Origin of the sequence: Paracoccus sp. S1E-3 (genome assembly GCF_013868135.1) — a bacterium.
Classification (GTDB): Bacteria; Pseudomonadota; Alphaproteobacteria; order Rhodobacterales; family Rhodobacteraceae; genus Paracoccus.
The window spans coordinates 765,193-791,849 of record NZ_JACEMU010000004.1; the positions used below are offsets into that span (position 1 = coordinate 765,193).

28 protein-coding genes are annotated in these 26,657 nt (G+C 65.6%); 19 read left to right on the forward strand and 9 right to left on the reverse strand.

The window, feature by feature from the left end; all coding sequences use genetic code 11:
- Positions 1-15: 15 nt before the first annotated feature.
- The gene (locus H1S04_RS03725) at positions 16-1,662 is read right to left on the reverse strand and encodes a D-alanyl-D-alanine carboxypeptidase family protein (protein ID WP_298945907.1); all 1,647 of its coding nucleotides are present in this window, start codon (positions 1,660-1,662) and stop codon (positions 16-18) included.
- A 228-nt stretch (positions 1,663-1,890) separates the two neighbouring features.
- Between H1S04_RS03725 and clpS the strand changes: the two genes are divergently transcribed.
- From clpS to H1S04_RS03740, 3 genes are read left to right on the forward strand one after another with little or no spacing between them, the layout of a single operon-like run.
- Positions 1,891-2,208, forward strand: coding sequence for an ATP-dependent Clp protease adapter ClpS (gene clpS, locus H1S04_RS03730; protein WP_181744194.1), 318 nt, complete (start codon positions 1,891-1,893; stop codon positions 2,206-2,208).
- A gap of 3 nt (positions 2,209-2,211) precedes the next feature.
- Positions 2,212-3,201: a class I SAM-dependent methyltransferase gene (locus H1S04_RS03735; RefSeq protein WP_181744195.1), complete on the forward strand. Its 990-nt coding sequence runs from the start codon at positions 2,212-2,214 to the stop codon at positions 3,199-3,201.
- Positions 3,198-4,001, forward strand: a complete 804-nt coding sequence (locus tag H1S04_RS03740) for an SDR family NAD(P)-dependent oxidoreductase (RefSeq protein ID WP_181744196.1) — start codon at positions 3,198-3,200, stop codon at positions 3,999-4,001. Before H1S04_RS03735 ends, H1S04_RS03740 begins: the two co-directional genes overlap by 4 nt.
- Positions 4,002-4,012: 11 nt before the next feature.
- On the opposite strand, the gene H1S04_RS03745 is transcribed toward H1S04_RS03740, so the two are convergent.
- Positions 4,013-4,423: a hypothetical protein gene (locus H1S04_RS03745; protein WP_181744197.1), complete on the reverse strand. Its 411-nt coding sequence runs from the start codon at positions 4,421-4,423 to the stop codon at positions 4,013-4,015.
- 394 nt (positions 4,424-4,817) lie between these two features.
- On the opposite strand from H1S04_RS03745, the gene hemF reads away from it, so the two are divergent.
- Positions 4,818-5,681 carry an oxygen-dependent coproporphyrinogen oxidase gene (gene hemF, locus H1S04_RS03750; protein ID WP_181744198.1) on the forward strand — a complete coding sequence of 288 codons (864 nt, stop codon included), beginning with the start codon at positions 4,818-4,820 and terminating at the stop codon, positions 5,679-5,681.
- A 4-nt stretch (positions 5,682-5,685) separates the two neighbouring features.
- Here hemF and H1S04_RS03755 read toward each other — a convergent pair whose 3' ends face one another.
- Genes H1S04_RS03755 through H1S04_RS03765 form a run of 3 tightly spaced genes read right to left on the reverse strand, consistent with a single transcriptional unit; the run spans position 5,686 to position 7,934 of the window.
- Positions 5,686-6,990: an MATE family efflux transporter gene (locus tag H1S04_RS03755; RefSeq protein WP_181744199.1), complete on the reverse strand. Its 1,305-nt coding sequence runs from the start codon at positions 6,988-6,990 to the stop codon at positions 5,686-5,688.
- Between the two features lies 1 nt (position 6,991).
- Positions 6,992-7,492 (reverse strand): PaaI family thioesterase, encoded by a 501-nt coding sequence (locus H1S04_RS03760; protein ID WP_181744200.1) that lies wholly within the window; start codon positions 7,490-7,492, stop codon positions 6,992-6,994.
- 1 nt (position 7,493) lies between these two features.
- Positions 7,494-7,934 (reverse strand): PaaI family thioesterase, encoded by a 441-nt coding sequence (locus H1S04_RS03765; RefSeq protein ID WP_181744201.1) that lies wholly within the window; start codon positions 7,932-7,934, stop codon positions 7,494-7,496.
- Between the two features lie 212 nt (positions 7,935-8,146).
- Here H1S04_RS03765 and H1S04_RS03770 point away from each other — a divergent pair, with 212 nt between their 5' ends.
- From H1S04_RS03770 to H1S04_RS03840, 15 genes are all read left to right on the forward strand, one after another.
- Complete coding sequence (locus H1S04_RS03770) at positions 8,147-8,494, forward strand: MerR family DNA-binding transcriptional regulator (protein WP_255435441.1); 348 nt, start codon at positions 8,147-8,149, stop codon at positions 8,492-8,494.
- Positions 8,495-8,634: 140 nt separating this feature from the next.
- Positions 8,635-9,021 (forward strand): MerR family DNA-binding transcriptional regulator, encoded by a 387-nt coding sequence (locus tag H1S04_RS03775; RefSeq protein WP_181744203.1) that lies wholly within the window; start codon positions 8,635-8,637, stop codon positions 9,019-9,021.
- A gap of 46 nt (positions 9,022-9,067) precedes the next feature.
- The gene (locus tag H1S04_RS03780) at positions 9,068-10,843 is read left to right on the forward strand and encodes an acyl-CoA dehydrogenase C-terminal domain-containing protein (RefSeq protein WP_181744204.1); all 1,776 of its coding nucleotides are present in this window, start codon (positions 9,068-9,070) and stop codon (positions 10,841-10,843) included.
- Positions 10,844-10,917: 74 nt separating this feature from the next.
- Positions 10,918-11,463: a hypothetical protein gene (locus H1S04_RS03785; RefSeq protein WP_181744205.1), complete on the forward strand. Its 546-nt coding sequence runs from the start codon at positions 10,918-10,920 to the stop codon at positions 11,461-11,463.
- A complete protein-coding gene (locus H1S04_RS03790) occupies positions 11,460-12,086 on the forward strand; it encodes a glutathione S-transferase family protein (protein ID WP_181744206.1) in 627 nt (208 codons plus the stop codon). Before H1S04_RS03785 ends, H1S04_RS03790 begins: the two co-directional genes overlap by 4 nt.
- 11 nt (positions 12,087-12,097) lie before the next feature.
- The gene (locus tag H1S04_RS03795; protein WP_181744207.1) at positions 12,098-13,309 is read left to right on the forward strand and encodes an acetyl-CoA C-acetyltransferase; all 1,212 of its coding nucleotides are present in this window, start codon (positions 12,098-12,100) and stop codon (positions 13,307-13,309) included.
- On the forward strand, positions 13,309-13,638 hold the full coding sequence (locus H1S04_RS03800) for a hypothetical protein (RefSeq protein ID WP_181744208.1): 330 nt from the start codon (positions 13,309-13,311) through the stop codon (positions 13,636-13,638). The genes H1S04_RS03795 and H1S04_RS03800 overlap by 1 nt, the downstream gene beginning before the upstream one ends.
- Positions 13,635-15,821: a 3-hydroxyacyl-CoA dehydrogenase NAD-binding domain-containing protein gene (locus H1S04_RS03805; RefSeq protein ID WP_181744209.1), complete on the forward strand. Its 2,187-nt coding sequence runs from the start codon at positions 13,635-13,637 to the stop codon at positions 15,819-15,821. The genes H1S04_RS03800 and H1S04_RS03805 overlap by 4 nt, the downstream gene beginning before the upstream one ends.
- A gap of 169 nt (positions 15,822-15,990) precedes the next feature.
- Entirely contained in the window at positions 15,991-17,166 is a 1,176-nt protein-coding gene (locus H1S04_RS03810; RefSeq protein WP_181744210.1) for a toxic anion resistance protein, read from the forward strand.
- Between the two features lie 2 nt (positions 17,167-17,168).
- Positions 17,169-18,224, forward strand: coding sequence for a DUF2927 domain-containing protein (locus H1S04_RS03815; RefSeq protein ID WP_298945941.1), 1,056 nt, complete (start codon positions 17,169-17,171; stop codon positions 18,222-18,224).
- Complete coding sequence (locus H1S04_RS03820) at positions 18,221-18,886, forward strand: DUF4241 domain-containing protein (protein WP_181744212.1); 666 nt, start codon at positions 18,221-18,223, stop codon at positions 18,884-18,886. The genes H1S04_RS03815 and H1S04_RS03820 overlap by 4 nt, the downstream gene beginning before the upstream one ends.
- A 46-nt stretch (positions 18,887-18,932) precedes the next feature.
- Positions 18,933-20,075 carry an SPFH domain-containing protein gene (locus H1S04_RS03825; protein WP_181744213.1) on the forward strand — a complete coding sequence of 381 codons (1,143 nt, stop codon included), beginning with the start codon at positions 18,933-18,935 and terminating at the stop codon, positions 20,073-20,075.
- A 48-nt stretch (positions 20,076-20,123) separates the two neighbouring features.
- On the forward strand, positions 20,124-21,422 hold the full coding sequence (locus tag H1S04_RS03830) for a zinc ribbon domain-containing protein (RefSeq protein ID WP_181744214.1): 1,299 nt from the start codon (positions 20,124-20,126) through the stop codon (positions 21,420-21,422).
- Positions 21,419-22,330, forward strand: coding sequence for a carbohydrate kinase (locus H1S04_RS03835; protein WP_181744215.1), 912 nt, complete (start codon positions 21,419-21,421; stop codon positions 22,328-22,330). Before H1S04_RS03830 ends, H1S04_RS03835 begins: the two co-directional genes overlap by 4 nt.
- Positions 22,317-22,481 carry a hypothetical protein gene (locus H1S04_RS03840; protein ID WP_181744216.1) on the forward strand — a complete coding sequence of 55 codons (165 nt, stop codon included), beginning with the start codon at positions 22,317-22,319 and terminating at the stop codon, positions 22,479-22,481. The genes H1S04_RS03835 and H1S04_RS03840 overlap by 14 nt, the downstream gene beginning before the upstream one ends.
- A 63-nt stretch (positions 22,482-22,544) precedes the next feature.
- Here the strand turns inward: H1S04_RS03840 and H1S04_RS03845 are convergent, their stop codons facing one another.
- The 4 genes from H1S04_RS03845 to H1S04_RS03860 form a co-directional block, all read right to left on the reverse strand.
- Positions 22,545-22,865 (reverse strand): DUF6280 family protein, encoded by a 321-nt coding sequence (locus tag H1S04_RS03845; protein WP_090524829.1) that lies wholly within the window; start codon positions 22,863-22,865, stop codon positions 22,545-22,547.
- Between the two features lie 222 nt (positions 22,866-23,087).
- The gene (dinB, locus tag H1S04_RS03850) at positions 23,088-24,167 is read right to left on the reverse strand and encodes a DNA polymerase IV (RefSeq protein WP_181744217.1); all 1,080 of its coding nucleotides are present in this window, start codon (positions 24,165-24,167) and stop codon (positions 23,088-23,090) included.
- On the reverse strand, positions 24,164-24,889 hold the full coding sequence (locus H1S04_RS03855; protein ID WP_181744218.1) for a folate-binding protein YgfZ: 726 nt from the start codon (positions 24,887-24,889) through the stop codon (positions 24,164-24,166). The genes dinB and H1S04_RS03855 overlap by 4 nt, the downstream gene beginning before the upstream one ends.
- Positions 24,886-26,625 (reverse strand): ABC transporter ATP-binding protein, encoded by a 1,740-nt coding sequence (locus H1S04_RS03860; protein ID WP_181744219.1) that lies wholly within the window; start codon positions 26,623-26,625, stop codon positions 24,886-24,888. Before H1S04_RS03860 ends, H1S04_RS03855 begins: the two co-directional genes overlap by 4 nt.
- Between the last annotated feature and the right edge of the window lie 32 nt (positions 26,626-26,657).

Below are 26,657 nucleotides of genomic sequence, written 5' to 3' on the forward strand. Positions count from 1 at the left end.
CTGCCGGTCTGGCCGTCAGGGCGCCGTCACATCGCAGCGTTCCCCCTGCGCAGACAGGCTGGCGCAGGTCTTGGCAGCCGCAGATTTCGACAGGCCGACGAAGGTCGCCTCAAACCCCTTCGAGGATTCGCGGATATGACGCAGTGCCCCGTCAAGCTGCGCATTCTCCTGCATCGCAACCTGAATCAGACGCTCATCCGCCTGGCCCCGCGACTTGAAACGGCCCAGCGACACACCCCAGGACTGCCCGCCGGAGGATGAGGCGCGGGCGATCTTCTCGGTCGGGCGAGGTTCGGGGGCCGATCCGCCGCCATCACCCACGACCACGGTGCCCGATTTGGGCTGCGGCTTCGACGAAGTTTCCAGCGACAGGTCCGCCGCCAGCGACTCCGCCACATTTGCGGTGCTGGCCGCCGCCACGGCGACCGGCGCCGCGGCGCGCGCGCGCGGGGCCGCCTTGGGACGCGCCGACTGGCTGAGCACGCCACCCCCTGTATTGTCCGAAGTCGGCGCAGCCATTGCGCTGCGGACCGCCTCATCCGCTGCGGCGCTGGCGGAGGCCAGACGCCCCGGACGCGCCGCCGGACGCGCGCTGCTGGCGAGCCTGACGGCATCACCACGCTCGGGTTCAGCGCGCGGCTGCGGCGCGGGGGGCGCACTGGCCGCGAGCGCCATCGCCTCGTTCAACGCCGAGTTCAGGCTTTTGGTGGCGACCGAAGCTTGCACCACGGTTTCCGGCACGTCGGCCTTGGCAGCCGGGCGGGCCGAACTGGCCTGCGTCTCGGCAACCTTGCGGCTCGACTTGCGCTCGACAATGTATTGCGGCGGTTCGGGCTTGATTTCGCGCACGCGGGTCGGCGCCTTGCCAAAGCCCATATCGAGCAACTGAGCCATCACCGCATTGCGCTGCGCGGTCGAGGTGCCCCCGAACACGGTGGCGATGATTCGCTTGGACCCGCGCTGCGCCGAAGCCGTCAGGTTGAAGCCCGCTGCACGGGTATAGCCGGTCTTGATCCCGTCCGCGCCGGCATAATTGTCAAGGAAGGTCCGGTTGGTCGACCGCACCGTAGCGATTCCCGCATCTGCCGAACGGCGCGAGAAGATCGAGTAATATTGCGGAAAATCGTAGAACAGCCGCCGCCCGAGGATGCTCATGTCGCGCGCGGTCGAGAAATGCCCGGCTTCGGTCAGGCCGTTCGCATTGCGGAACTGGGTGTTGCGCATCCCCAACGCCTGGGCCATGCCGGTCATCTGCCCGGCGAACTTCGGCACCGACCCGCCGAGGTTCTCGGCGATCACCGTGGCCGCGTCATTGGCCGATTTCACCGCCGCGGCGCGGATCAGATAGCGCAGTTCGATCTGCTGGCCGGCGCGCAGACCCAGACGCGAAGGAGGCTCGCCAGCGGCACGCGAGGAGACGGTGAACCGGGTATCCAGCCGCACCTGGCCACGCTCAATCGCCGTGAAGGCCATGTAGAGGGTCATCATCTTGGTCAGCGAAGCCGGATGCAGCCGCGTATCGGCATTCTGCGCATGAATCTGCTTGCCGGTGCGCCCGTCCATGACGAAAGCGGCAAACGGCGCGGATTGCGCGGCGAGGGGAATCAGGAACGCGAAAAACGTCAGCAATCCTGCGCGGAACAACGTGCGGAATATGGTCACTGTCTCGATCTCTTCTGCCTGATGCGGCCTGTTTTGTAAGCGGCCGTCGTTAATTTTTTGACAATAGCACAGAGATTTCCACCCGGAAACCTAGCTTTTGACGCATTTTCACGTTCCCGCGAGGCTTCGGCCGGAAATCGCCGCCCTTTCGACGGCGGTGCGGGGTTACATTGCGGGCAAAACACCCTATATTCGCCTGCTCATCCTCATGTTCCGATTTTGATTGCCATGCCCCAGGATCCCGTCCACCGCGATGAGACCGACCTCGCCGTCAAGCCCCGCGCCAAAAGCCAGCGGCCGCCGATGTATAAGGTGATGTTGCTCAATGACGACTTCACGCCGATGGAATTCGTGGTCCATGTGCTGGAGCGGCTTTTTGCCATGTCTCACGCGCAAGCCATTGAAATCATGTTGACAGTTCACCGAAGGGGATTGGCGGTCGTAGGCGTTTTTTCGCATGAAATCGCCGAGACCAAGGTGGCGCAGGTGCTGGAACTCGCGCGCCGCCAGCAGCATCCGCTGCAATGCACCATGGAAAAAGAATAGCTTATGCGCATTTCGCGACTGGAACTGGCCTTCCCCGCGGGCGCGCCGGGGCGTGCCCTCATCCTTGGCGCCGACGGGGCCGAGGATCTGTCGCCCTTCGACCCGGCCTCGACGCTGATCGTCGAGGGCATGGCGCAGCACCATGACGCGCTGAAGGCACGCGGCTTCAGGGTCGCGACAAGCGCCGAGGGAAGCTTCGACACCGCCCTCGTCACGCTTCCCCGCGCCCGCGAAGCCGCACGGGCCCGCATCGCCGCGGCGGCGGCGCATCTGGCGCCGGGTGGGGCCTTGTGGATCGACGGGCAGAAGACCGATGGTGTCGAGTCTGTTCTGAAGGAAATCAAGGCGCTCGGCGGCATTTCTGATATGCAGTCCAAGGCCCATGGCAAGATCGCGCGGATCGAGAATCCGAGCCGTATTCCCGCCGACTGGGCCGCGCGCCCGCTGTCGCCTGCACCGGGTTTCACCACTGTGCCCGGCGTATTTTCCGCCGAATCTGTCGATGCCGGATCGGCCATGCTGGCGGCGGCGTTGCCGGAAAAGCTGCCCACCCGAATCGTTGATCTTGGCGCGGGCTGGGGCTGGTTGTCGGCGCAGATTCTGGGCCGTCCCGGTGTTGCCCGTCTGCACCTGGTGGAGGCGGACCATGCGGCGCTGGAATGCGCCCGCGCCAATGTCACCGACCCGCGCGCGATGTTCCACTGGGCGGACGCGCGCAGTTTCCGCCTGCCCGAACCGGTGAACGGCGTCATCATGAATCCGCCCTTTCACACGGGACGCGCCGCCGATCCGGGGCTGGGCGCGGCCTTCATCCAGGCCGCCGCCGGGCTGCTGACGACGGCGGGCCGGCTGTGGATGGTCGCCAACCGGCATCTGCCCTATGAGACGGAGCTTGCCCGGCACTTCGCCGAAGTCGCAGAAATCGGCGGCGACAACCGCTTCAAGGTCCTCACCGCCACCGGCGCGGGCGCCCGCAACAGGAGAACGCGATGAGCACCACGCTTGAAGGGAAAACCGCCATCGTCACCGGCGCCGGCCATGGCGTCGGGCTGGCGATCGCCCGCGCGCTTTACGAACGCGGCGCCAATGTCATGCTGGCCGATTGCGACGAATCGGCGCTGGATCACGAGATGGCGCGCTTTGGTGACGACCCGCGTGTGCGCCGCTTCAGCGCCGACATGTCGCAGCGGCTGTCGACGGCGAACCTGCTGTCTGCGACGCTGGTGGCCTTTGACCGGGTCGATATCCTCGTCAATGCCCACCGTCTGTTGAAGCTCAACAAGCCGCTGGAATGCAGCGAGGCCGACCTGGAGGAGATGCTGCGCCAGAACCTGCTGGCGGGGCTGCGGATGTCGCAGATCGTCGCCAAGCGGATGATCCAGCAGGCGGCAGAGGACGACGCGACCAAGATGGCAGGGGCCATCGTGAACCTGACCACGCTGGCGGCGCAGCGCCCTCATCCCGACTTGCTGGCCTATTCCATCGCCTCGGCCGCGCAGGATCAGGCGACACGGGCGCTGGCGCTGGCGCTGGCGCCGCACCGTATCCGGGTGAATTCGGTGGCCTTCGGCTCGGTGATGACATCGGAACTGAAGGCGGCGCTGCGGGACAATCCCAGCCTGCGCGAGGATATCATCAAGGGCACTCCGATGGGCCGCATCGCCGGGTCGGACGAACTGGCCGATGCGGTGCTGTATCTGGTCAGCGACGGCGCAGGTTTCGTGACCGGGCAGATCATCAATGTCGATGGCGGGCGCAGCCTGCTGGACCCGGTGCAGACGCCGATGTTCTAGGCGACGATCTGCTAGGAAGCGTTTTCGGGATAGGCGATCTTGCAGGCTTTCACCGCCTGCTCGGCGCGGGCGGTTTCGGTCTTCAGCTTCTCGACCAGATAGTCACGGGTGCGGCGTTCGGCGGCGGGATCGATCGGCACCCGGTAACGCTCGGTATCGACGACATCGCGCCAGCAGCTCGATTCGACATAGCGGATCTCGCCGTTACGGTCGCGCACCGCGCGGCGGCAGAAATCCAGCTCGGTCCGCGTCACCTGCCGCTCCTTCCAGGCATAACCACGGGCCAGATTGGCTTCGGTCTCGGCCAGAAGGTTGCTCAGCACCCGATATTCGCGGGTATTGCCACGAATGCAGTTTTCCTGTGGCGTCCCGCAGGCGGCCAGCAGCGACAGCGGCAGAAGAAGGGCAAGTTTGCGGAACATGGCCGGGCCTTTGAACGGGGTGCGGATTCAGCCTAGCGCGGCTGGCAGCGACGGGCAAATCAACTTCCCTACCCTAACCACCTGACCCGGCTGCGGGTTCCGGCAGCTTCTCGCAGGACGCAGGCCCCCTTGCCGACGGGTTGCAGAACGACACCACGCTAAGGGAACTGCAACCGCTTGCCCCCGCCTCCCCCTGCCTGCGGCGCTTCGTCGCGTGCGGATGCGTGATGGGGCGCCATTGCCCGCGTTGGACCAGCGGCGGGACCGGCGGCGGCGCCGATCCGGCAGCCATCAGAATCAGGGCGAGGTTGCGGGTCATGGATGCGGGCTTTATGGCAGGTCAGCACAGCCAGGGCCCGCGGTTGCCACGGGCAAACAGTTTCACGGATGACCCATGACCGAGATGCAGACCGAACGTCGCCGCGCCGCCGACTGGTTCCGCAGCCTGCGTGACCGCATCACCGCCGCCTTCGAGGCGCTGGAGGATGAAGGCCCCGGCGCCCCCGCCCCCGGCCGGTTCGAGGTCACGCCCACCGCGCGCGAGAACGATGGCGGCGGCGGCATCATGTCGGTGATGCGCGGCGGCCGGGTGTTCGAGAAGGTCGGCGTGAACTGGTCCGAGGTGCACGGAACCCTTGCGCCCCGCGCGCAGGCCGCGATGGCGGCGCGGGGCGTGCCGGGCATGGAGGAGGACGCGCGGTTCTGGGCCGCGGGGATCAGTCTGGTGGCGCATATGCAGAACCCTCATGCGCCGGCGGTCCATATGAACACCCGGATGTTCTGGACCCCGCATGCGTGGTGGTTCGGCGGCGGGGCCGACCTGAACCCCTGCATCGAATATCCCGCCGATACCGCGCATTTTCACGCCACGCTGGAAACCACCTGCAACACCCATGACCCGGATTATTACCCGCGCTTCAAGGCGTGGGCGGACGAGTATTTCTTCATCCCCCATCGCGGCCGGGCGCGCGGCGTTGGCGGCATTTTCTATGACGATCTGAACAGCGGCGACTGGCAGGCCGATTTTGCCTTTACCAAAGCCGTGGGCGCGGCGTTTCTGCCCGCTTTCCTGCCCCTCGCCCAAGCGCATATGCGGCAGGACTGGACCGAGGCCGAAAAGGATGCGCAACTGGTCCATCGCGGGCTTTATGCGGAATACAACCTCGTCTACGACCGCGGCACCAAATTCGGGCTGGAGACCGGCCATAACGCCGATGCCGTGCTGATGAGCCTGCCGCCGATGGCGAAATGGGTGTGAAAGGTCACGCCGCCGTCGCCTCGGCCTCGGGATAGAAGCGCGCCATGGTCAGGGCGCGGGCGAGGTTCAACACCATCAGCGCTGCCCAGAGGCCGTCATTGCCGAAGACCGCCGGCAGGATTGCCAGCGCCACCGCATAGATGGCGACCGATTCGATCATCGCGCGCCGCATCCGCCCGGTCAGCGTCGCGCCGATGAAGATCCCGTCGAACATCCAGCTGGCAATGCCGATCAAGGGCGCCACGACCAGCCATGGCAGATAGCGGCGCGCCTCGGCCCGGACGTCGGGGGCAGTGGTCAGGATGTCGATCAGCGCCGGGCCGAAGACCGCGAAGATCAGCGCCAGAAGCGCCGCCCCGCCAAGCGCCCAGCCCGAGGTGACGCGCGCCGCGCGCCGCAGCATGGCGGGCCGGCGCGCACCCACCGCCTGCCCCACCAGCGTTTCGGCGGCGAAGGCGAATCCGTCCAGACCATATGCGGTGATCTGCAGGAATTGCAGCAATACCTGATTGGCGGCCAGCGTCACGTCGCCCTGCCCCGCCGCCATGAACATGAAGGTGGTGAAGGAACCCTGCAACAGGACCGAGCGCAGCATGATATCCGAATTGACCCGCCAGAAGCGCATCATCCGGTCGCGGGCGAAAACTCCCGCGCGCCCCAGCACCAGCCGCAGGGCAGTGCGGCAGAACCACAGCCCCAGCGCCAGTCCGCCCAGCTCGGCGATCAGCGTGGCCGCCGCCACCCCGCTCACGCCCCAGCCGAGGCCCAGAACGAACAGCAGATCCAGGCCCACGTTAAGCCCGTTCTGCAGCACCTGCAGCACCAGCACGCTGCGCGTCCGCTCCATCGCGATCAGCCAGCCGGTGATGGCATAAAGGGCGATGGTCGCGGGCGCCCCCCAGATGCGAATGGCAAGATAGCGGCTGGCGAGATCCTCGACCTCGGGGCTGGCGGGGGCCAGCCAGAACGCGCCCGCGAACAGCAGGGGGTGCAGCAGGATCAGCGCCAGCCCGGCGCCGAAGGCGATGGTCAGGGCGCGGGCCAGGTGGGCGCCGACCTCGGGCGCGTCGCCCGCGCCATGGGCCTGCGCCACCAGCCCCGAAGTGCCCATGCGCAGGAAGCCGAAGATCCAGTAGATCGAGGACAGGATCACCGCGCCGATACCGACCGCTCCGATGGGCGCCGCCTGCCCCAGCTGGCCGATCACCCCGGTATCGACGGCGCCCAGCAGCGGCACGGTGGCGTTCGACAGCACGATGGGCAGCGCAATCGCCAGCACCCGGCGGTGACTGACGGCGCGATCCGACACCTCAGCCCTGCGGCATCAGGAAATGCGCCGTGGCCTGGGCGATCAGCTTGGCGCGGTTATCCTGCCAGGCCTCGACATGGACGCTGGCGTAGCGCCGCCCCGACCGCACCACCCGCGCCCGCGCATAGGCGTCGCGCGGCAGTCCCGAGCGCAGATAATCCACGGTGAAATCTATCGTCTTCGGCAGCCGCGGCAGCGAGTCGGGCATGGCCGCGTCGGGCGCGATGCGGCCTGATTCCAGATCCTCCCACATCGCCGACCAGCTGAGTTCGACAAGCGCCGCGATCTCCAGAAAGGCCGCCGTCGCGCCGCCATGGATGGCGGGCAGGAAAGGGTTGCCGATCAGCTTCTGGTCGAAGGGCATGATCGCCGTCAACTCGTCCCCGCGGCGGTCGAAACGGATTCCCATCCAGCGGATATAGGGCACCCCCTCGACAAGCAGGCGCAGGGCGTTGTCACGGCGCAGCTTGATCTGCGGCAGGGGTTCGTTGCGGTCGGCCATCTCAACGCTCCAGGGTGAAGGCGCCGGTGGCGGTGGCGACGGGGTTTTCGCTGTCCTCGTCCATCGCCTGGGCGCGCACGAAGGCGACCGAGCGGGTGACGTGATAGCAGGTGGCGCGGGCGGTGATGCGCTGTCCCGGCGCGGCCGCACGCATGTAGTCGATGCGCAGATCGATCGTCGCCGTCGAACGCGGTCCGGTCGGATGGCTGAGAACGGCGGCCCCGCAGCAGGTGTCCATCAACGCCGAAATCACCCCGCCATGAATGATGCCGCTGCGCGGATCACCGACGAAATCGGCATTCCACGCCATCGAGATCTCGGCCTCGCCGGTGCCCAGACGGTCCAGCGACATGCCCAGCGCGCTGGCATGGGGGATCGCCTCGATGAACTGGCGCGCGATGCGGTCGCGGGTCTCGGTGGAGATCTGGTCTTCGCTTGTCATCTGATCCTGCCGTGTTTTTTCCCTGATAGCGCCCCGCCCCCCATCGCGGCAAGCCCACCGCACAAAGCGGGACACGGGACCTGGCGTGCGACAAGGCGCGCGTACGGGTTGCATTCGGTTGCGGCAAGGCGGCATCCGGTCTAGCTTACCCACATTCTCCGCTTAGCTGCAGGATTGCGATGTCCGGTTCAGAGGAACTCAGTTTCAAAGAGATGTGCGCACGTTTCGACGTGACCCCGCGGACGCTGCGCTATTACGAATATATTGAACTGCTTCAGCCCCGGAAGGACGGACGCTCGCGCTTTTATGGTCCGCGTGAAGTCGCCCGTATGAAGCTGATCCTGCGCGGCCGCCGCTTCGGCTTCAGCCTGGAGGAAATCCGGCAATGGCTGGAGATCTACGATCAGAAAGGCGACCGCGAGCAATACGAGGTATGGATCGACAAGGCCAACCGTCAGCTTGATCTGCTGGCCAGCCAGCGGGCCGATATCGACAACGCCATCAAGGACCTGCGCGCGCTGCGCGACGAAACCGCCGAAATCCTGCGCAAGATGGACTGAAGCCCCCGCGCAGCGCCGGGCTGCCGCCCATCCCGTCCACCTCGTGACGCAGCGTTTTCGTTTACGTTCGCGTCAACTTACGGCACCCTCTCTGTGGAGGTTGCGGATCATTCCGCATCAGCAAGAAGGGAGGCGCCGGCATGACCGACGACATGATGACCATCCGCCAGATGTGCGACGCCTTCGACGTGACGCCGCGCACCCTGCGGTTCTATGAATCGCGCGAATTGCTGGCGCCGCTGCGGCGCGGCCAGCACCGGTTGTATGACCGCCGCGACCGTGCCCGGCTGAAGCTGATCCTGCAGGGCAAGCGCTTCGGCTTCAGTCTGGAAGACATCCGGCAACTGCTGGAACTCTACGATCCGCGCGGCAACAACGTCACCCAACTGACCGCCACCGTCGCGGCCGCCCGCGAACGGCTGGCCGACATGACGCGCCAGCAGAACGAGCTGAAGATCGCCGTTTCCGACCTGACCCAGCAGATCGCCGAGGTCGAACAGCTTCTGGCCGCGCGCCGGCAAGCCTGATCTGCCACCAAAACCGTAACTCGCCATTCCAATCACAGGATTCGACATGCCCATCTATAACGCCCCCGTTCGCGACATGCAGTTCATCCTTCACGATGTTCTGGACGTGTCGAAATCGGGCCTGCCCGGCCATGACGAGCTGGACCGTGACTTCACCGAGGCTGTGCTGGACGCTGCGGGCAAGCTGGCCACGGATGTGCTGACGCCGCTGAACCGGGTCGGCGATATCGAGGGCTGCGTGCTGGAAAACGGCGTCGTGCGGACCCCCACGGGCTTCAAGGACGCCTTCGAGGCGATGAAGGAAGGCGGCTGGACCGCGCTCGACTGCGACCCGGAATATGGCGGTCAGGGCATGCCCTATCTGATGGGCTTGGCCACGGGCGAGATCTTCGTCTCGGCCAACATGGCCTTCAACATGTATCAGGGCCTGACCCATGGCGCCTATTCGGCCATCCACACCCATGGCACCGACGAACAGAAGCAGACCTATCTGCCGAAGATGGTCAGCTGCGAATGGACCGGCACCATGAACCTGACCGAGCCCCATGCCGGCACCGATCTGGGCATGCTGCGCACCAAGGCCGAACCGCAGGACGACGGCAGCTATCTGATCACCGGGCAGAAGATCTTCATCTCGGCCGGCGACCACGACATGTCCGACAACGTCATCCATCTGGTGCTGGCCAAGGCGCCCGGCGGCGGCGAAAGCACCAAGGGCATCTCGCTGTTCATCGTGCCGAAATTTCTGGTGAACGAGGACGGCTCGCTGGGCGACCGCAACGCGGTCAGCGTCGGCAATATCGAAGAAAAGATGGGGATTCACGGCAATTCGACCTGCGTGATGAACTATGACGGCGCCAAGGGCTGGCTGCTGGGCGACCTGCACAAGGGCATGCGCGCCATGTTCACCATGATGAACGAGGCCCGTCTGGGCGTCGGCCTTCAGGGCTATGCCATCGGCGAGGCCGCCTATCAGAACGCCGTCGCCTATGCCAAGGACCGCCTGCAGGGCCGCGCCGTGACCGGGGCCGAAAACCCGAAGGGGCCGGCCGATCCGCTGATCGTGCATCCCGATATCCGCCGCAACCTGATGGATCAGAAAAGCTTTCTGGAAGGTGCCCGGATGCTGGCCTTCTGGGGCGCCCATCAGATCGACCGCGCCCATGCCGGGCAGGCCGATGCCGAAGGGCTGATCTCGCTGCTGACGCCGGTCATCAAGGGCTTTCTGACCGACAAGGGCTTCGACACCGCGGTCAACGCCCAACAGGTCTATGGCGGCCACGGCTATATCGAGGAACATGGCATGAGCCAGTTCGTCCGCGATGCCCGGATCACCATGATCTATGAAGGCGCGAACGGCGTTCAGGCGCTGGATCTGGTCGGCCGCAAGCTGGCCGCTGATGGCGGCAAGCCGGTCATGGCCTTCTTCGAGATGGTGAAATCCTTCATCAAGGAGAACGAGGGCAACGCGGCGCTGAAGGCCGATTTCCTCGACCCGCTGAAGGCGGCGTCGAAGGATCTGCAGGCGGCGGCGATGTTCTTCATGCAGAACGGCATGAAGAACCCGAACCACGCGCTGGCGGGGTCTTACGACTTCATGCACCTGTTCGGCCACACCGTCTTGGGCTTCATGTGGGCGCAGATGGCGGTGGCGGCGCAGAAGGCGCTGGATGCGGGCACGGGCGATGCAACCTTCCTGAACACCAAGCTCGCGACCGGGCGCTACTATATGAAGCGGCAGCTGCCGGCGACCGCGACCCATCTGGCGCGGATCGAAAGCGGCGCGGACCCGGTCATGGCTCTGGACGCGGAACAGTTCTGATCCCGCGACGGGCGCGGCAGCACCAGCCGCGCCCCAGCCCGGATTGCACCGTCATCATCATCGGGGAGGACCATATGAAGACGACTGCTGCATTGCTCGCACTTCTTGTCACGGTGGTGGGCGCCCGCGCCCAGACTGCCGAGGACATCGCGACCGTCACCGCGCTCGCCCATGAGCTGGAGCGGATCACCCTCTCGGGCGACATCGCCGCCAGCCTGCAATTCCTGCCGCCCACGCTGCTGGACAAGAATGCCGAAGCGCAGGGCATGTCGCGGGCCGAATTCGACGTGATGATGATCCAGCGCATGACCGAGATGGGCGCCATCTCGAAGGTGCTGCAATCCGACATCGACGCCACACAAATGCGCTGGAACCGGCTGCCCGACGGCACGCTTTTCGCGCTGATCCCCACCCGCAACCTGCTGGAGGTGGCGCTGGAACCCGGCGAGGCGCCGATGCAGATCGCCGAAACCAGCGCCACACTGGCGCTGAAGGACCAGGGCCAGTGGCGCGTGGTGCGCGCGGGCAGCCAGACGCAGCAGGAAAGCCTGCGCCGGGCTTTCCCTTGGCTGGAAAATATCACCCTGCCCGAGGCCAAGACAGAGGTTCTGGACCAATGACCGCACAGCTTTACTGCTTCGGCGAATCCGGCAATGCCTATAAGGCGGCGCTGACCATGGAATTGGCGGGCTATGACTGGCGGCCGGTCTATGTCGATTTCTTCAACGGCGAAAGCCGGACGCCTGAATTCCGCGCCATCAACGAGATGGGCGAGGTTCCGGTCTTTCGCGAGGACGATCTGACGCTGACCCAATCGGCGGTGATCCAGTATCATGTCGCCGAAAAGACCGGCCAATTCCTCGGCACCGACCGCAACGAGGTGCTGCGCTGGATCATGTTCGACAATCACAAGCTGTCGGGACAGATCGGCACCGCGCGTTTCCTGCAGAACTTCATCCCGCCCGAGAAGCGTCCCCAGCCGGTGATCGACTTTCTGAAGGCGCGGCTGAAGCTTGCCTACCGCACGCTGAATGACCATCTGACGGAACGTAACTGGGTGGCTGACGATACGTTCACCATCGCCGATGCGGCCTGCTGCGGCTACCTTTTCTACCCGGAACCCTTCGGCTTCGATCGCGCCGATTGGCCCCATATCGACCGCTGGCTGGACGGCATCGCCGCCCTGCCCGGCTGGAAACATCCCTACGATCTGATGCCCGGCAACCCTTCCGACCGGGCGTAACAGGAGGACCCATGACCGAAGCCTATATCTATGACGCCGTGCGCACCCCGCGCGGCAAGGGCCGCCCCGATGGCAGCCTGCACGAAGTCACCTCGCTGACGCTTTCGGCGGGTCTGCTGAACGCCGTCAGGGAACGCAACAACCTTGAAGGCCATGCGGTCGAGGACGTGATCTGGGGCAATGCCACGCAGGTCAAGGAACAGGGCGGTTGCCTTGCCCGCTCGGCGGTGCTGGCCTCGGATCTGGACGAATCCATTCCCGGCCTGTCGATCAACCGCTTCTGCGCCTCGGGGCTGGAGGCGGTGAACCTCGCCGCAAATCAGGTCAAGGGCGGCGGCGGTAACGGCTATATCGCCGGCGGCGTCGAAATGATGGGCCGCGTGGCCATGGGCAGCGACGGGGCGGCGATCGCGGTCGATCCCTCGGTCGCCTTCAAGACCTATTTCGTCCCGCAGGGCATCAGCGCCGACATCATCGCCACCGAATACGGTTTCACGCGTGAGGAAGCCGACGCGCTGGCGGTGGAAAGCCAGCGCCGCGCGGCGGAAGCCTGGGCCGATAACCGTTTCGCCAAATCCATCGTTCCGGTGCGCGATCAGAACGGGCTGGTGATCCTCGACCACGACGAATACATGCGCCCCGGCACCACCACCGAGGATCTGGCCAAGCTGAAGGCCAGCTTCAAGGACATGGGCGAGGTCATGCCGGGTTTCGACAAGGTGGCGATGCTGAAATACCCGCATCTCGACCATATCGAGCACATCCACCATGCCGGGAACTCCTCGGGCATCGTCGACGGCGCCGGCGCGGTGCTGATCGGCAACAAGGAATTCGGCGAGCAGTTCGGCCTGAAGCCCCGCGCCCGCATCCGCGCCAATGCCAAGATCGGCACCGATCCGACGATCATGCTGACCGGCCCGGTGCCGGTGACCGACAAGATCCTGCGCGAAAGCGGCATGTCGATTTCCGACATCGACCTGTTCGAGGTGAACGAGGCCTTCGCCGCCGTCGTCCTGCGCTTCATGCAGGCCTTCCAGGTCGATCCGGGCAAGGTGAACGTCAATGGCGGCGCGATCGCGCTTGGCCACCCGCTGGGGGCCACCGGCGCCATCATCATCGGCACCCTGCTGGACGAGTTGGAGCGTCAGGACAAAAACGTGGGTCTCGCCACGCTCTGCGTCGCCTCGGGCATGGGCGCGGCGACTATCATCGAGCGTGTGTGATGTCAGATCATCCGTTCCACGCTGTTGCGGCAGCCGATCCCGAATTGAATCTCATCGGCGGCGGCAAAGGTGAGGCTGTCCGTCTGCGCGATTCCCGAACCGGCCTGTGGGTGCTCATCGCCCGCGAGGATGGCTCGATATTCGACCGTTGGGCGGACGATGCAGGGGATCCATTTCTTCGGCTCGACGACGAGATCGTCGCCGGAGGTACCGATGCCATCCTCAAGGCAATCAACTCCGCTCGCCTGACAGCGGACGCAAACCGCAGAGAACCCGGATTTCAGATCACCACCGAGCGGCGCGACCGCCCCGAGGGAGAAACCAAATGACCGATTTCACCATGAAGAAGGACGCCGACGGCGTCGCCATCATTACTTGGGACGTGCCGAACAAGTCCATGAACGTGCTGTCGGAAAACGGCATCCGCGAGCTGGACGGGCTGGTCGATGACGCTTTGGCGGACGAAGCCGTGAAGGGCATTGTCATCACCTCGGGCAAGCCCGATTTCGCCGCCGGCATGGATCTGAACGTGCTGGGTTCGATGAAGGAAACCGGCGGCGCCGAAGCGATCTTCGGGCTGGTCATGCAGTTGCATGGCGTCCTGCGCAAGATCGAGCGTGCGGGGATGGACCCCAAGACCCTGAAGGGCGGCAAGCCGATTGCGGCGGCGCTGCCCGGCACGGCGCTCGGCATCGGGCTGGAACTGCCTTTGTCCACGCATCGCATCTTTGCCGCTGACAATCCCAAGGCCAAGATCGGCCTGCCGGAAATCATGGTCGGCATTTTTCCGGGCGCGGGCGGCACCACCCGTCTGGTCCGCAAGCTGGGCGCGATGGGCGCGGCCCCGCTACTGCTGGAAGGTAAGCTGAACGACCCGAAGAAGGCGAAAGCCGCCGGCGTCATCGACGAGGTGGTCGAGGATCCGGTCGCCGCCGCGCGGGACTGGGTGCTGAACGCCAAGGACGCCGATATCGTCAAGCCCTGGGACGCCAAGGGCTACAAGATGCCGGGGGGCGAGCCTTATACCGCCTCGGGTTTCATGACCTTCGTCGGCGCGAATGCGATGGTCCATGGCAAGACGCTCGGCGTCTACCCGGCGGCGAAGGCGCTGCTGAGCGCCGTCTATGAGGGCGCGATGGTGCCCTTCGATCAGGCCCTGAAAATCGAGGCCCGCTGGTTCACCAATGTGCTGATGAACCCCTCCTCGGGCGCGATGATCCGCAGCCTGTTCATCAACAAGGAAGCGCTGGAAAAAGGCGCGAACCGCCCCGATGTGCCTGATGAGAAGGTGCAGAAGGTCGGCATCCTCGGTGCTGGCATGATGGGCGCGGGCATCGCCTATGTCTCGGCCATGGCCGGGATTCAGGTGGTGCTGATCGACGCCAGACAGGAAGCGGCCGACAAGGGCAAGGCGCATTCGGCGGACCTGCTGGACAAGGCGATCAGCCGCAAGAAAGCCACCGAGGAGAAGAAGGCCGAAGTGCTTGGCCGCATCAATGCCACCACCGATTACGCGGCGCTGGCGGATTGCGACCTGATCGTGGAAGCGGTGTTCGAAGACCCCGCCGTCAAGGCCGAGGTCACGAAGAAGGCCGAAGCGGCGATCCCGGCGACCGCGATCTTCGCCACCAACACCTCGACCCTGCCGATCAGCGAATTGGCCAAGGCCAGCAGCCGGCCCGAGCAGTTCATCGGCATCCACTTCTTCAGCCCCGTCGACAAGATGATGCTGGTCGAGATCATCAAGGGCAAACAGACCGGCCCGCGCGCGGTGGCGAAGGCGCTGGATTTCGTGCGCCAGATCCGCAAGACGCCGATCGTGGTCAATGACGCGCGTTTCTTCTACGCTAATCGCAGCATCATCCCCTATATCAACGAGGGCATCCGCATGGTCGCCGAGGGCGTCAGCCCGACTCTGATCGAGAATGCCGCCCGGATGATGGGGATGCCGCTGGGGCCGCTGCAACTGGTCGACGAAACCTCGATCGACCTCGGCGTCAAGATCGCCAAGGCGACGCGCGCAGCGATGGGCGATGCCTATCCTGACGGCGCGGTCGATGAGGTGATCTTCCGCATGGCCGACAAGGGCCGTCTGGGGCGCAAGGCGAATGCCGGCTTCTACGAATATGACGCAGCCGGCAAGCGCGGCGGCTTCTGGTCCGATCTCGGCACCGAATGGCCGCAATCGGACACCCAGCCCGAACTGACCGAGGTCCAGCACCGCCTGATGTTCGCCCAGTCGCTGGAAGCCGTCCGCGCGCTGGAGGAAGGCGTGCTGGAAGACATCCGCGAAGGCGATGTCGGCGCCATCCTCGGCTGGGGCTTCGCGCCGTGGTCGGGCGGCCCGTTCAGCTGGCTCGACATGCTGGGCGCAGCCCGCGCGGTCGAGATCGCCGATCACCTGACCGAGGCTTATGGCGACCGCTTCAAGACCCCGGCGCTGCTGCGCGACATGGCGGCGAAGGGCGAGACCTTCTACGGCCGCTTCGGCGGAAAGAAGAAAGCCGCCTGACCGGCGTGAACGCTTTCGCGACATGGCAAAGGCCCGGACCCCCCGTCCGGGCCTTTTTGCATCACCCTGTTGCGTTCAAGGAACTGATCACCGCCGATCCGGTTGATCTGGCTGGAAACACCCCTATTCTGCCCGGCAACCGCCGCGCGAGACGCGAGGAAGGACTGCGATGACGACCGAAACCAAACGCGCCGCCGAGGCCACGACCGCCCGGATCGAGGAAGTCACGTCGGTCGTTTTGCCCGAGCCGCAGGCCGAAGTCGTCGCGCTGGATGCCGCGCCCGAACCGCTGGCCGAGGATATCCGCAAGCGCATGGCCGAGATCGACCTGCGCGATTCCGGCTCCATCGTGCATTTCGGCACCCGCGCCCAGACCGAACTGCAGGAGATCAGCCAGCAGATGCTGGCTGACGTGAAGAACAAGGATGTGGGGCCCGCGGGCGAATCGCTGCGCAATATCGTCACCACCATTCGCGGCTTTTCCACGACCGAACTGGACGTGCGCCGCGAACGCAGCTGGTGGGAAAAACTGACCGGCCGCGCCGCGCCCTTCGCGCGCTTCGTCGCCAATTACGAAGAGGTCCAGGGCCAGATCGACAAGATCACCGAAGACCTGATGACCCATGAACACCGGCTGCTCAAGGATATCAAATCGCTGGATGTCCTCTATGACCGGACGCTGAGTTTCTATGACGAACTGGGTCTTTATATCGCCGCGGGCGAGGCGAAGCTGCGCGAGCTGGACGAAGACCTGATCCCCGCCAAGGAGGCTGAGGTGCAGGCCAGCCCTGCCGACGGGCAGGTGATGGAAGCCCAGCAGCTGCGCGACCTGCGCACCGTGCGCGACGATCTGGAACGCCGCGTCCACGATCTGAAGCTGACCCGGCAGGTGACGATGCAGTCGCTGCCGTCAATCCGGCTGGTGCAGGAAAACGACAAGTCGCTGGTGACCAAGATCAACTCGACGCTGGTGAACACCGTGCCGCTCTGGGAAACCCAGCTGGCGCAGGCGGTGACCATCCAGCGTTCGGCGCAGGCCGCAGGCGCGGTCAAGGACGCAACCGACCTGACCAATGAACTGCTGACGGCAAACGCGAAAAACCTGCGGCAGGCGAATGCCCAGATCCGCACCCAGATGGAGCGGGGCGTCTTCGACATCGACTCCGTCCGCACCGCCAATGCGGAGTTGATCGCCACCATCGAAGACAGCCTGCGCATCGCCGACGAAGGCAAGGCCCGCCGTGCCGCCGCCGAAGGCGAGTTGATCCGGCTGGAGGACGAACTGCGTCGAACCCTGTCCGCATCCCGCGCGCAGCAACCCCGGATTGATCAACAGGCCCCCTGATCGTGACCACCGCGACCCCGTACCTGCCTACCCGTATCCCCCCCGGCCCTTCGGCGTCGGGGGTTTTGGCGCTGCTCGGACTTCTGATGCTGGCGGGCTGCGCCGAGGGTCCCGCGAGCGGCCCCGTCCCGCCGGGACCGGCGGCACCCGTCGCCCATCCCCTCTCCTATCCGGCGCCACAGCCGCGCCCCAACGCGGCCCTGCGCGCCGCGCGGGCCAAGCGCGCCGCAGACGAAGCCGCGCAAGCCGCCCTTGCCGCCGATACGCCGGCCAGTCAGACCATGCACGGCTATTTCGTCGGGGTCGAGGACATGCTGGTCGCACGCGGCCAGCTGCGCCGCGACGATGGCCGCGCCATCCCGGTTTCCGCCGAGCAGCTGACCCGTGATTTCATCGACATCGCGCTTTATGACGAATACAGCCGGCAGGGCGCCGATCTGATCGCCGATGCCCGCCCCTCGCGCCTGCGCCGCTGGGCACAGCCGGTGCGGATCGCGGTCGAATTCGGGGCCTCGGTGCCACCGGGCACGCGTATCCGCGACCGCGCCGAGGTGCAGGCCTTTGCCGAGCGGCTGGCCGCGTTGACCGGCCACGACATCGCCGCCACGCCGACGACGGGGAATTTCACCGTCATGTTCGTCAATGAAGACGAGCGCCGCCAGATCGGACCGCGCCTGTCACGCATCATTCCCGGCATTCCCCCCGGTGATATCGAGGCGATTCAATCGCTTCCGCCGCAGAATTACTGCACCGTCTTCGCCTATTCGCTGGGTCCCAGCCCGCTTTATTCCGAAGCGGTGGCGATCATCCGGGCCGAACTGCCACCGCGCCTGCGAAGTTCATGCATCCATGAAGAACTGGCGCAAGGCATGGGGCTGGCCAATGACAGCCCGACCGCGCGCCCCTCGATCTTCAATGATGACGAAGAGTTCGCCCTGCTGACCTATCACGACTCGCTGCTGTTGCAGATGCTCTATGACAGCCGGCTGACCCCCGGCATGACTGCTGAAGTGGCCGCTCCGATCGCGCGCACCATCGCCGGCGAACTGCTGCCATGAGATCCTGGCCGCTGGCCGCCCTGCTGGCGTTGTGGGGGCTGATCCCGGTCGGTGCATCTGCCCGACAGGTGGCCGACTGGCTGGTTGCACAAAGTGGCGCCCCGCGCGAGATCCGGCAGGTGGCCCGCTTCACCCCGGACAGCCCCAAGATCCTCGGGGCGGATCCATTGACCTATGCTCCGGGCTATCCGTTCGACTTCATCGCCATCCCGCCCGGCCCGGTCGAGGTGGTCGCGCTGTTGGAGCCGGTCGAGGGCCGTGTGGCACTCGCCGCGATGATCTTCGTGAACGCCGCCCCCGCCTGCGGCGGCGAAGCTGGCGCGATCTGGGTCGACAGCGGAACCGCATCCTTCCTGACCCCTGCGACGGCTGCCAGCCTCAATGCCATGCGGCAGGACTACCAGCAACGCGGCCTGAACCTTTACGACGACTATTTCGCCGATCCTGCCCAGATGGGCGACAGTGTCTTCGCCCGCATGCTGACGCTGCCAGACGGCAGCGCGTTTCCGGGCTTTTCATCGGGCTGGGGCGATGGGGCCTATCCGGTCGTGACGCTTTACGACGCACAGGGGAAGATGCTGGCGCTTTACGCGGATTTCATCGGCAACGATCAGACCGAAGGCTTCATCCTGCCCCCGCCCTGCCAGACCGCCGGAACCTGAACGCGTTTCGCGGATTGACCCGCAAGCTCAACCCACGGAGAAACCCATGGCCCTGTTCGACTTCCTCTCGGGCGAGTTCATCGACGTCATCGAATGGACCGACGATACTCGCGACACCATGGTCTGGCGCTTTGAACGGCGCGGCAACGCGATCAAATACGGCGCCAAGCTGACCGTGCGCGAGGGGCAGGCGGCGGTTTTCGTCCATGAGGGCCAGATCGCCGATGTGTTCGGGCCGGGGCTTTATATCCTCGAAACCAACAACATGCCGATCCTGACCTCGCTTCAGCACTGGGATCACGGCTTCAAATCGCCCTTCAAGTCGGAAATCTACTTCGTCAACACGACGCGGTTCAACGACCTGAAATGGGGCACGAAGAATCCGATCATCGCCCGCGACCCGGAATTCGGCCCGGTCCGCATCCGCGCCTATGGCACCTATTCGATGCGCGTTACCGACCCGGCCAGGTTCATGGCCGAAATCGTCGGCACCGATGGCGAATTCACCCGTGATGAGATCGCCTTTCAGCTGCGCAACATCATTGTGCAGGAGTTTTCGCGCATGATCGCCGGCAGCGGCATCCCGGTTCTGGATATGGCGGCGAATACCGATCAACTGGGCAAGATGGTCGCCAAGGCGATCGCGCCCACGATCATGCAATACGGCTTGGAGATCCCGGAATTCTACATCGAAAACATAAGCCTGCCCGATGAAGTTGAGGCGATTCTCGACAAACGGACCTCGATGGGGATCGTGGGCGATCTGGACCGTTTCGGCCAATACGCCCAGGCCGAGGCGATGCTGAATGCCGCCAACAATCCGGGCGGCGCCGGCGCCGCGATGGGCGCTGGCATGGGGGCCGCCATCGGCATGGGCATGGCCGCGCAGCGCGGTCCCTGGGGCCAGCTGCCCGCGCAGGCCCAGCCGCAATCGGCCGCGTTGCCGCCGCCCCTGCCCGGCGCCAGGGGTGAAACCGTCTGGCATATCGCCGTCGATGGCCAGACCGACGGGCCTTACGGCCGCGGTCATCTGGGGCGGCTGGCGCGTGACGGCAGCTTCACCCGCGACACGCTGGTCTGGACACCGGGCCAGGACGGCTGGAAACCCGCCGATGAGGTGCCCGAGCTGGCGCAGCTGTTCACCGTTGCGCCGCCTCCGCCGCCGCTGCCCGCCCCGAAAGCGCCCTGATCCCGGCGCCGCCCCGGATCCGCACCCCTTCCCGACCCCGAGCGTATCATGCCGACCCCACCCAGCGCGTTCCGCTATCCCTGCGAGAATTGTGGGGCCAGCCTGACCTTCTCGCCCGGCGAGCAGGTGCTGAAATGCCCCTATTGCGGGCATGTCCAACAGATCAGCCCCGGCGCCGCCAAGGCCCCGGCGCGGTCCCCGCGCGAAGGCGCGGAAGGCGACCGGGCGCTGCTGGAGGAGCCCTCGACCGGGCGCGCGCTGCAATGGGATGCCGGTCGTAAGGCCCCGGAACTACGGGAGATCCCGTTGGAAAACGGACTGCGGCTGGATGCCGGCAGCGATCTCGCCATCGAGGTCCGCACCATCTCCTGCCCCAATTGCGGGGCGAGGTTCGAGTTGGAGGGCAAAGGCCACGCGGCCAGCTGCCCCTTCTGCGCCACCCCGGTCGTCACCGATACCGGGGCCACGCGACTGCTGAAACCGCAGGGCGTTCTTCCCTTCGTGGTAACCGAGGATCAGGCCCGCGCGGCGCTGGAGGACTGGCTGGGGCGGCTGTGGTTCGCGCCCTCGGGGCTGGTCGCCTATGCCCGCAAGGGCCGCCGGATGGCCGGGGTCTATTCACCCTTCTGGACCTTCGATGCCGACACCGCCTCGGAATATGCGGGGCAGCGCGGCGATTACTACTACGAAACCGTCTATGTGACGGAAACCGTCAACGGCCAGACCCGCCGTGTGCCCCGGCAGATCCGCAAGACCCGCTGGACCGCCGTGCGCGGTCGCGTCGGGCGCGCCTTCAATGATGTGCTGGTGCTGGCCTCTTCGGCGCTGCCCAGGCGATTCACCGACGCGCTGACGCCCTGGGACCTGTCGCATCTGCGCCCCTATGACCCGCAATATCTGGCCGGGTTCGGGGCCGAAGGCTATACCATCCCGCTGCAGTCGGGTCATGACATCGCACGGCAGGAAATGGCCGGGATCATCGCCATGGACATCCGCCGCGACATCGGCGGGGACGAACAGCGCATCGACCGCGCCCAGACCGCCTATTCCGCCGAAACCTTCAAGCATATCCTGCTACCGATCTGGTCGGCGGCGTATAAATACAACGGCAAATCCTATCGCTTCGTTGTCAACGGCCAGTCTGGCCGGGTTCAGGGCGAGCGGCCTTGGTCGGTCTGGAAGATCGCCGGCGCGGTGATTGCGGGGCTGGTGTTGCTGGCGCTGATCCTGCTGGCGGCGCAGCAATCGGGCTATGTCGAATTCGGCGGTTCGGGCGATCTCTTTCCCTCGGATCGGGACTATATTATCGAAGGCTATCGAATGCCTGGGGGGAGGTCGGGGCCATGATCCTGTGCTGCGGCGAATCGCTGATCGACATGGTGCCGGAAAACGGCCTGTATCGCCCGCTGCCGGGTGGCTCGGTCTATAATACCGCCGTAGCACTTGGGCGCCTCGGGGCGCCGACCGGGTTTCTGTGGCCCTTCTCGCAGGACGCCTTCGGGGCCATGCTGCGCGCCCCGCTGACCGAGGCGGGCGTGGATCTGTCGCTCAGCCCGGAAAGCCGGCTGCCGACGACGCTGGCGCTGGTGTTCCTGAACGACGGCAATGCCACCTACAGCTTCTATGACGATGGCACCGCGGGGCGCATGTTCGCGCCCGAAGCGCTGCCACCGCTGCCCGATACGCTGGATGCACTGTTCATCGGCGGCATCAGTCTGATCCAGGAACCCTGCGGCAGCGCCGTCGAAGAACTGTCCCACCGCGCCGCCGAGGCCGGCAGGGTGATCGCGATCGACCTGAACATCCGCCCCGGTTTCATCAGCAACGAACGCGCCACCCGCGAGCGTTACAACCGCCTGCTGCGGATCGCCGATATCGTGAAGATCTCGGATGAGGACGCCGAATGGCTGTTCCCCGATGCCGATCCCGGCCACACCGCCACACGGCTGCTGGATGTGGGGCCGAAACTGATCCTGCGCACCCATGGGGCTGACGGCGCGACGGCGATCCATGCCTCGGGCAGCTATACCCATCCGGCGCGCAAGGTGACCGTGGCCGACACCATCGGCGCGGGCGATACCTTCAATGCGGGCCTGCTGACCTCGTTGGCCGAGACCGGCGCGCTCAGCAAAGACGGCCTCGACGCCATCACCGAGGATCTGCTGCGCGCCGCCCTCGACCTGGCCGGCCGCGCCGCTGCCATCACCGTCTCACGGCCGGGCGCGAACCCGCCCTGGCGGCATGAGCTGGACTGAACCCGCCATCCCCAGCCTTCGCACCGCGCGCCTGATCCTGCGCCCGGCGACCCCCGCCGACTGGCCGGCATTTCTGGCGCTGATGACCTCGGACCGACCGGACCCCACGGATCTGGTCTATCGGCATTTCGGAACCGGGCCGCGGGGTTGAAGCCCAAATGCAGAACGCCGCCACAACGGGCGGCGTTTTTCCTGGCGGATCGCAGCGCCGGGCTTATGCGGCCTCGGCATCCTCGGCGGCCTGGCGGCGTTCGCTTTCCTCGCGCGACAGCGCAACCGAAGTGCGCACGCCCTTGGACACGAATTCCATCAACCCTTTGACAACGCGTTCGTTCGGATCGATGCCCGCGCAGGACAGCACTTCGCGACCGTCGCGCGAACGGGCCCAGCGGGCAATCTGTTCGGGCCCGTTGCCATATTTCTTGTCGTCAGCAATAGCGTCGTCCAAAGCCGCCAGCACCACGGCCGCGAACAATTTGCGGGCGCGCTGACCTTGTTCAAAATTGAATGCAGATCCATCGACGAAATCGCGCATCTTAACCGTCCTGACCAAATATGTTTCCAATCGCCCCGGTTGGGCGTTCTTCCCGGACTCGCTTCTGGGTGGTGGATGTCTCTACCCCAATGACCCTCTGATTCGGTATACCGCCAACGTCATGTCAGCCATGCGTCAGTAACATACCTCATCGCCCATACAGCAATCTTATTCCGGTCCAACGCCAAAGCACCTGCGCCGGTTGCGTATGCATTTGGGATTTCATTCAAACAAATCAAGCTGTCCGGGCGGATTTTCCTTACTTCCGAACCCCGACAAGGTCACCCCCAGCAGGCGCACACCGCGCGGATCCGGCATGACCGCGGCCAGCAGGGCCTGGGCCAGTGTGCACAGCTCTGCCCCACTTGACACTGGCCGATTCATTGAATGCGCCCGCGTGATCTGCTGAAAATTGGCGAACTTCACCTTCAGCGTGACGGTCCGTCCATGCGCCTCCAGCCGGGCCGCATGACGCCAGACCTTGTCGGCCAGCGGCACCAGCGCCTCCTGCCCGGCGGCAAGGTCATGGAGGTCGTCGAAATAGGTCGTCTCGGCCCCGATGGATTTGCGGGTCCGGTCGGGGCAGACGGCACGATCGTCGATCCCCTGCGCGATGTTCCAATACCAGCGCCCGGACTTGCCGAAACGCGCCTCCAGAAAGGTCTGACCCATGGCGCGCAGATCGGCTCCGGTCTCGATCCCCAGCGCCCGCATCCGCGCCGCCGTGGCAGGGCCGATGCCATGGAACCTGTCGATGGGCAGGGCGGCGATGAATTCGGCGCCACGCTGGGGCGGGATGACGAACTGGCCGTTCGGCTTGCGCTGATCCGAGGCGATTTTCGCCAGAAACTTGCAGTAGCTGATGCCGGCGCTGGCGGTCAGTCCGGTTTCGGCCAGGATTGCCGCGCGAATTTCTGCCGCGGTTGCGGATGCGGTCATGCCGGGGGGAAGTCGGCCGGTCAGGTCCAGATAGGCCTCGTCCAGCGACAGCGGTTCGATCAACGGGGTGTAGCGGGCGAAGATCTCGCGAATCTGCTGGCTGACGGCGCGATAAACGTCGAAGCGGGGGCGCACGAAGATCAGCTCCGGGCAACGCCGCGCCGCCGTGACCGAGGGCATCGCCGAGCGGACCCCGAAGCGCCGCGCCTCATAGCTGGCGGCCGCGACCACGCCGCGCTTGGACGCGCCGCCTACGGCCACCGGCTTGCCGCGCAACTGCGGATTGTCGCGCTGTTCCACCGAGGCGAAGAACGCGTCCATGTCGACATGGACGATGCGGCGGACGGGCGCGTCCCCGTTCATGCCGGGCGGACGGGCACCCCTGCGGCGTGCATCCCCTCGGCCACGCGGTCAAAGCGCAGATATGCAATGCCGCGACCGCCGGATTGGGTAAACACCGCCCCCGCCTCGCGCCCGTCGGCGGTCAGGATCGGCGTGCCCGGCGGCACCGGCGCATCCAGCGCCACGCGGGCCAGCCCCTTCTTCAGTTCGGTCTTGTGCTTCATCCGGGCCGTCACCTCCTGCCCGACATAGCAGCCCTTGCGGAAATCGACGCCGTGCAGACGCTCGAACCCCATTTCCAGAATGAAGCTGTCATTCGGGATCAGCTCCACTCCGGCTTCGGGGATCAGATGCGCGACCCGGATCGCGTCCCAGTCGGTCGCATCATCTGTGCCGAGACCATAGCCGCGCCAACCGAGCGCCGGATCGCGCGGATCGGCGATGGCGCCTGCGGGCGCGGGACCGGTGCCGCGGGCGACGGCTCGCGGATCCTCGTCGATCTCGACCTTGGCGCGCAGCCTGTACATCGACAGCCGGCGCAGCAGGTCGTCGGCCTGTTCGGCCGGCACATCCAGCAGATAGCCATCGCCATCGGGGATAACGAAGAAATCGGCCAGATATTTGCCCTGAGGTGTCAGCAGCGCCGTATAGATGGGGGCGCGGCGCACGTCATTGGTGACCAGACCCTGCAGAAATTCAGCGGCATCCGGGCCGGTCAGGCGCAGCAGGCGGCGGGCGGTCATGGCGTGGTATCCCCGAATTGCAGATGGACAAGCGCGGCATAGGCCCCGCCCTTGGTCATCAGTTGGTCATGGCTGCCCTCCTCGACAACCCTGCCGGCTTCCAACACGACGATCTTGTCCGCATTGCGGATCGTCGACAGCCGGTGCGCGATAACCAGCGTCGTGCGCCCATGGGACAGCGTATCCAGCGCCTCCTGAACCAGCCGCTCCGAGGCCGCGTCCAGAGCCGAGGTTGCCTCGTCCAGCAGCAGGATCGGGGCGTTGCGCAGAACCGCACGTGCAATCGCCACACGCTGGCGCTGCCCGCCCGACAGCGCCGATCCACGCGGCCCGGCCGGGCTGTCGAGCCCCAGAGGCATGGCCGAGGCGAAATCGGCGACATGGGCGGTCCGGGTCGCACCCGCAAGAGCGCTTTCGTCAAATTCACGTCCCAAGGTGATGTTTTCACGCAAGGTTTCGTCAAACAGCGCCGGATCCTGCGACACCACCGAGAACTCGTCCCGCAGCACTGCAAGGTTGAATTCGTCGATATTGATCCCGCCCAGTGTAATCGTGCCGCGGTCGGGATCGGACATGCGGGTCAGCAGATTGAACACCGTCGTCTTGCCCGCACCGGATGGCCCGACAAGCGCCGTCGTCTGCCCGGCCTCGGCCACGAAGCTGAGGCCACGCAGCACCTGCGTGTCGCCATAGCTGAGGAAGACATCGTCGAACGCGATGCGGGTATCGGGCGGCGGAGCCATGCGCGGACCCGACTTGACCGAGGGTTCGGTGTCGAGAATCTGGTAAATGCGTTCCAGGCTGGCTGCCGCGATCTGCCAGGACCCGGCCAATCCGCCCAGACGGCGCAGGGGTTGGAAGGCCAGCGACAAAGCGGTGAAGAAGGCCATGAAATCGCCGACCGTGCGTTCGCCCCGCGTGACCTCGGCGCCGCCGAGGGCCAGCACGCCCACGAAACCAAGGCCGGTCACGATGTCGATCAGCGCCGGCACCACCGCGCCGGTGGCGGCGATCTTCACCTCGGTCCGGCGGATGCGGTCGACGATGGCGGCGAAACGGTCGGTCTGGCGGTCCTCGATCCGGTTCAGGCGCACAGTGCCGATGCCGTGCAGCACCTCGTCGATGCGGGTGGCGCGGTCGGAGGCGTTCTGACGCGAGGCGCGGGTCTTGCGCCGCACATAGCGCTGCACCCAGACCGTCGGCAGGATCAGCAGCGGCGCCCCGATCAGCGCCGCCACCGTCCATTCCGGGTCGATGCGGACGGCCACATAGAACAGTGCGATCAGCGAGACGATGTCGCGCCCGGCCCCGGTGATGAAGGTCTGCCAGATTCCCTGCACCGCCTTGGTATCGCCCTGGATGCGTTCGATCAGTGCACCGGGCGGGTTGCGCTGAAAGAAGCTCATGTCCAGACGCATGATATGGGCCAGCAGATCGACCTGCATCTTGGTGCCCACCGCCTGCTGGACCGAGACCAGCAGGCTGCGGTTGATGACCGAGGTGATTGCCCGGATCAGGAACAGAGCGAAAATGCTGCCGCCCACCCACCACATGGCGTTGCTGTCGCCCGCCACGAAGACGCGGTCGAACAGCGGCTTCAGCATCCAGCTGAGCACGCCGAGGGTCGAGCCTTCGACCACCATGAAGAACAGCGCCACGCTCATCCTCGGCCAGTAGGGCCGCAGATAATCGCGCCAGACACGTGCAAAGAGATTTGTTTTCTGGGTCTTGGCCATGGCCCGATCTAGCCTTCTCTGGCCGTCGGCTG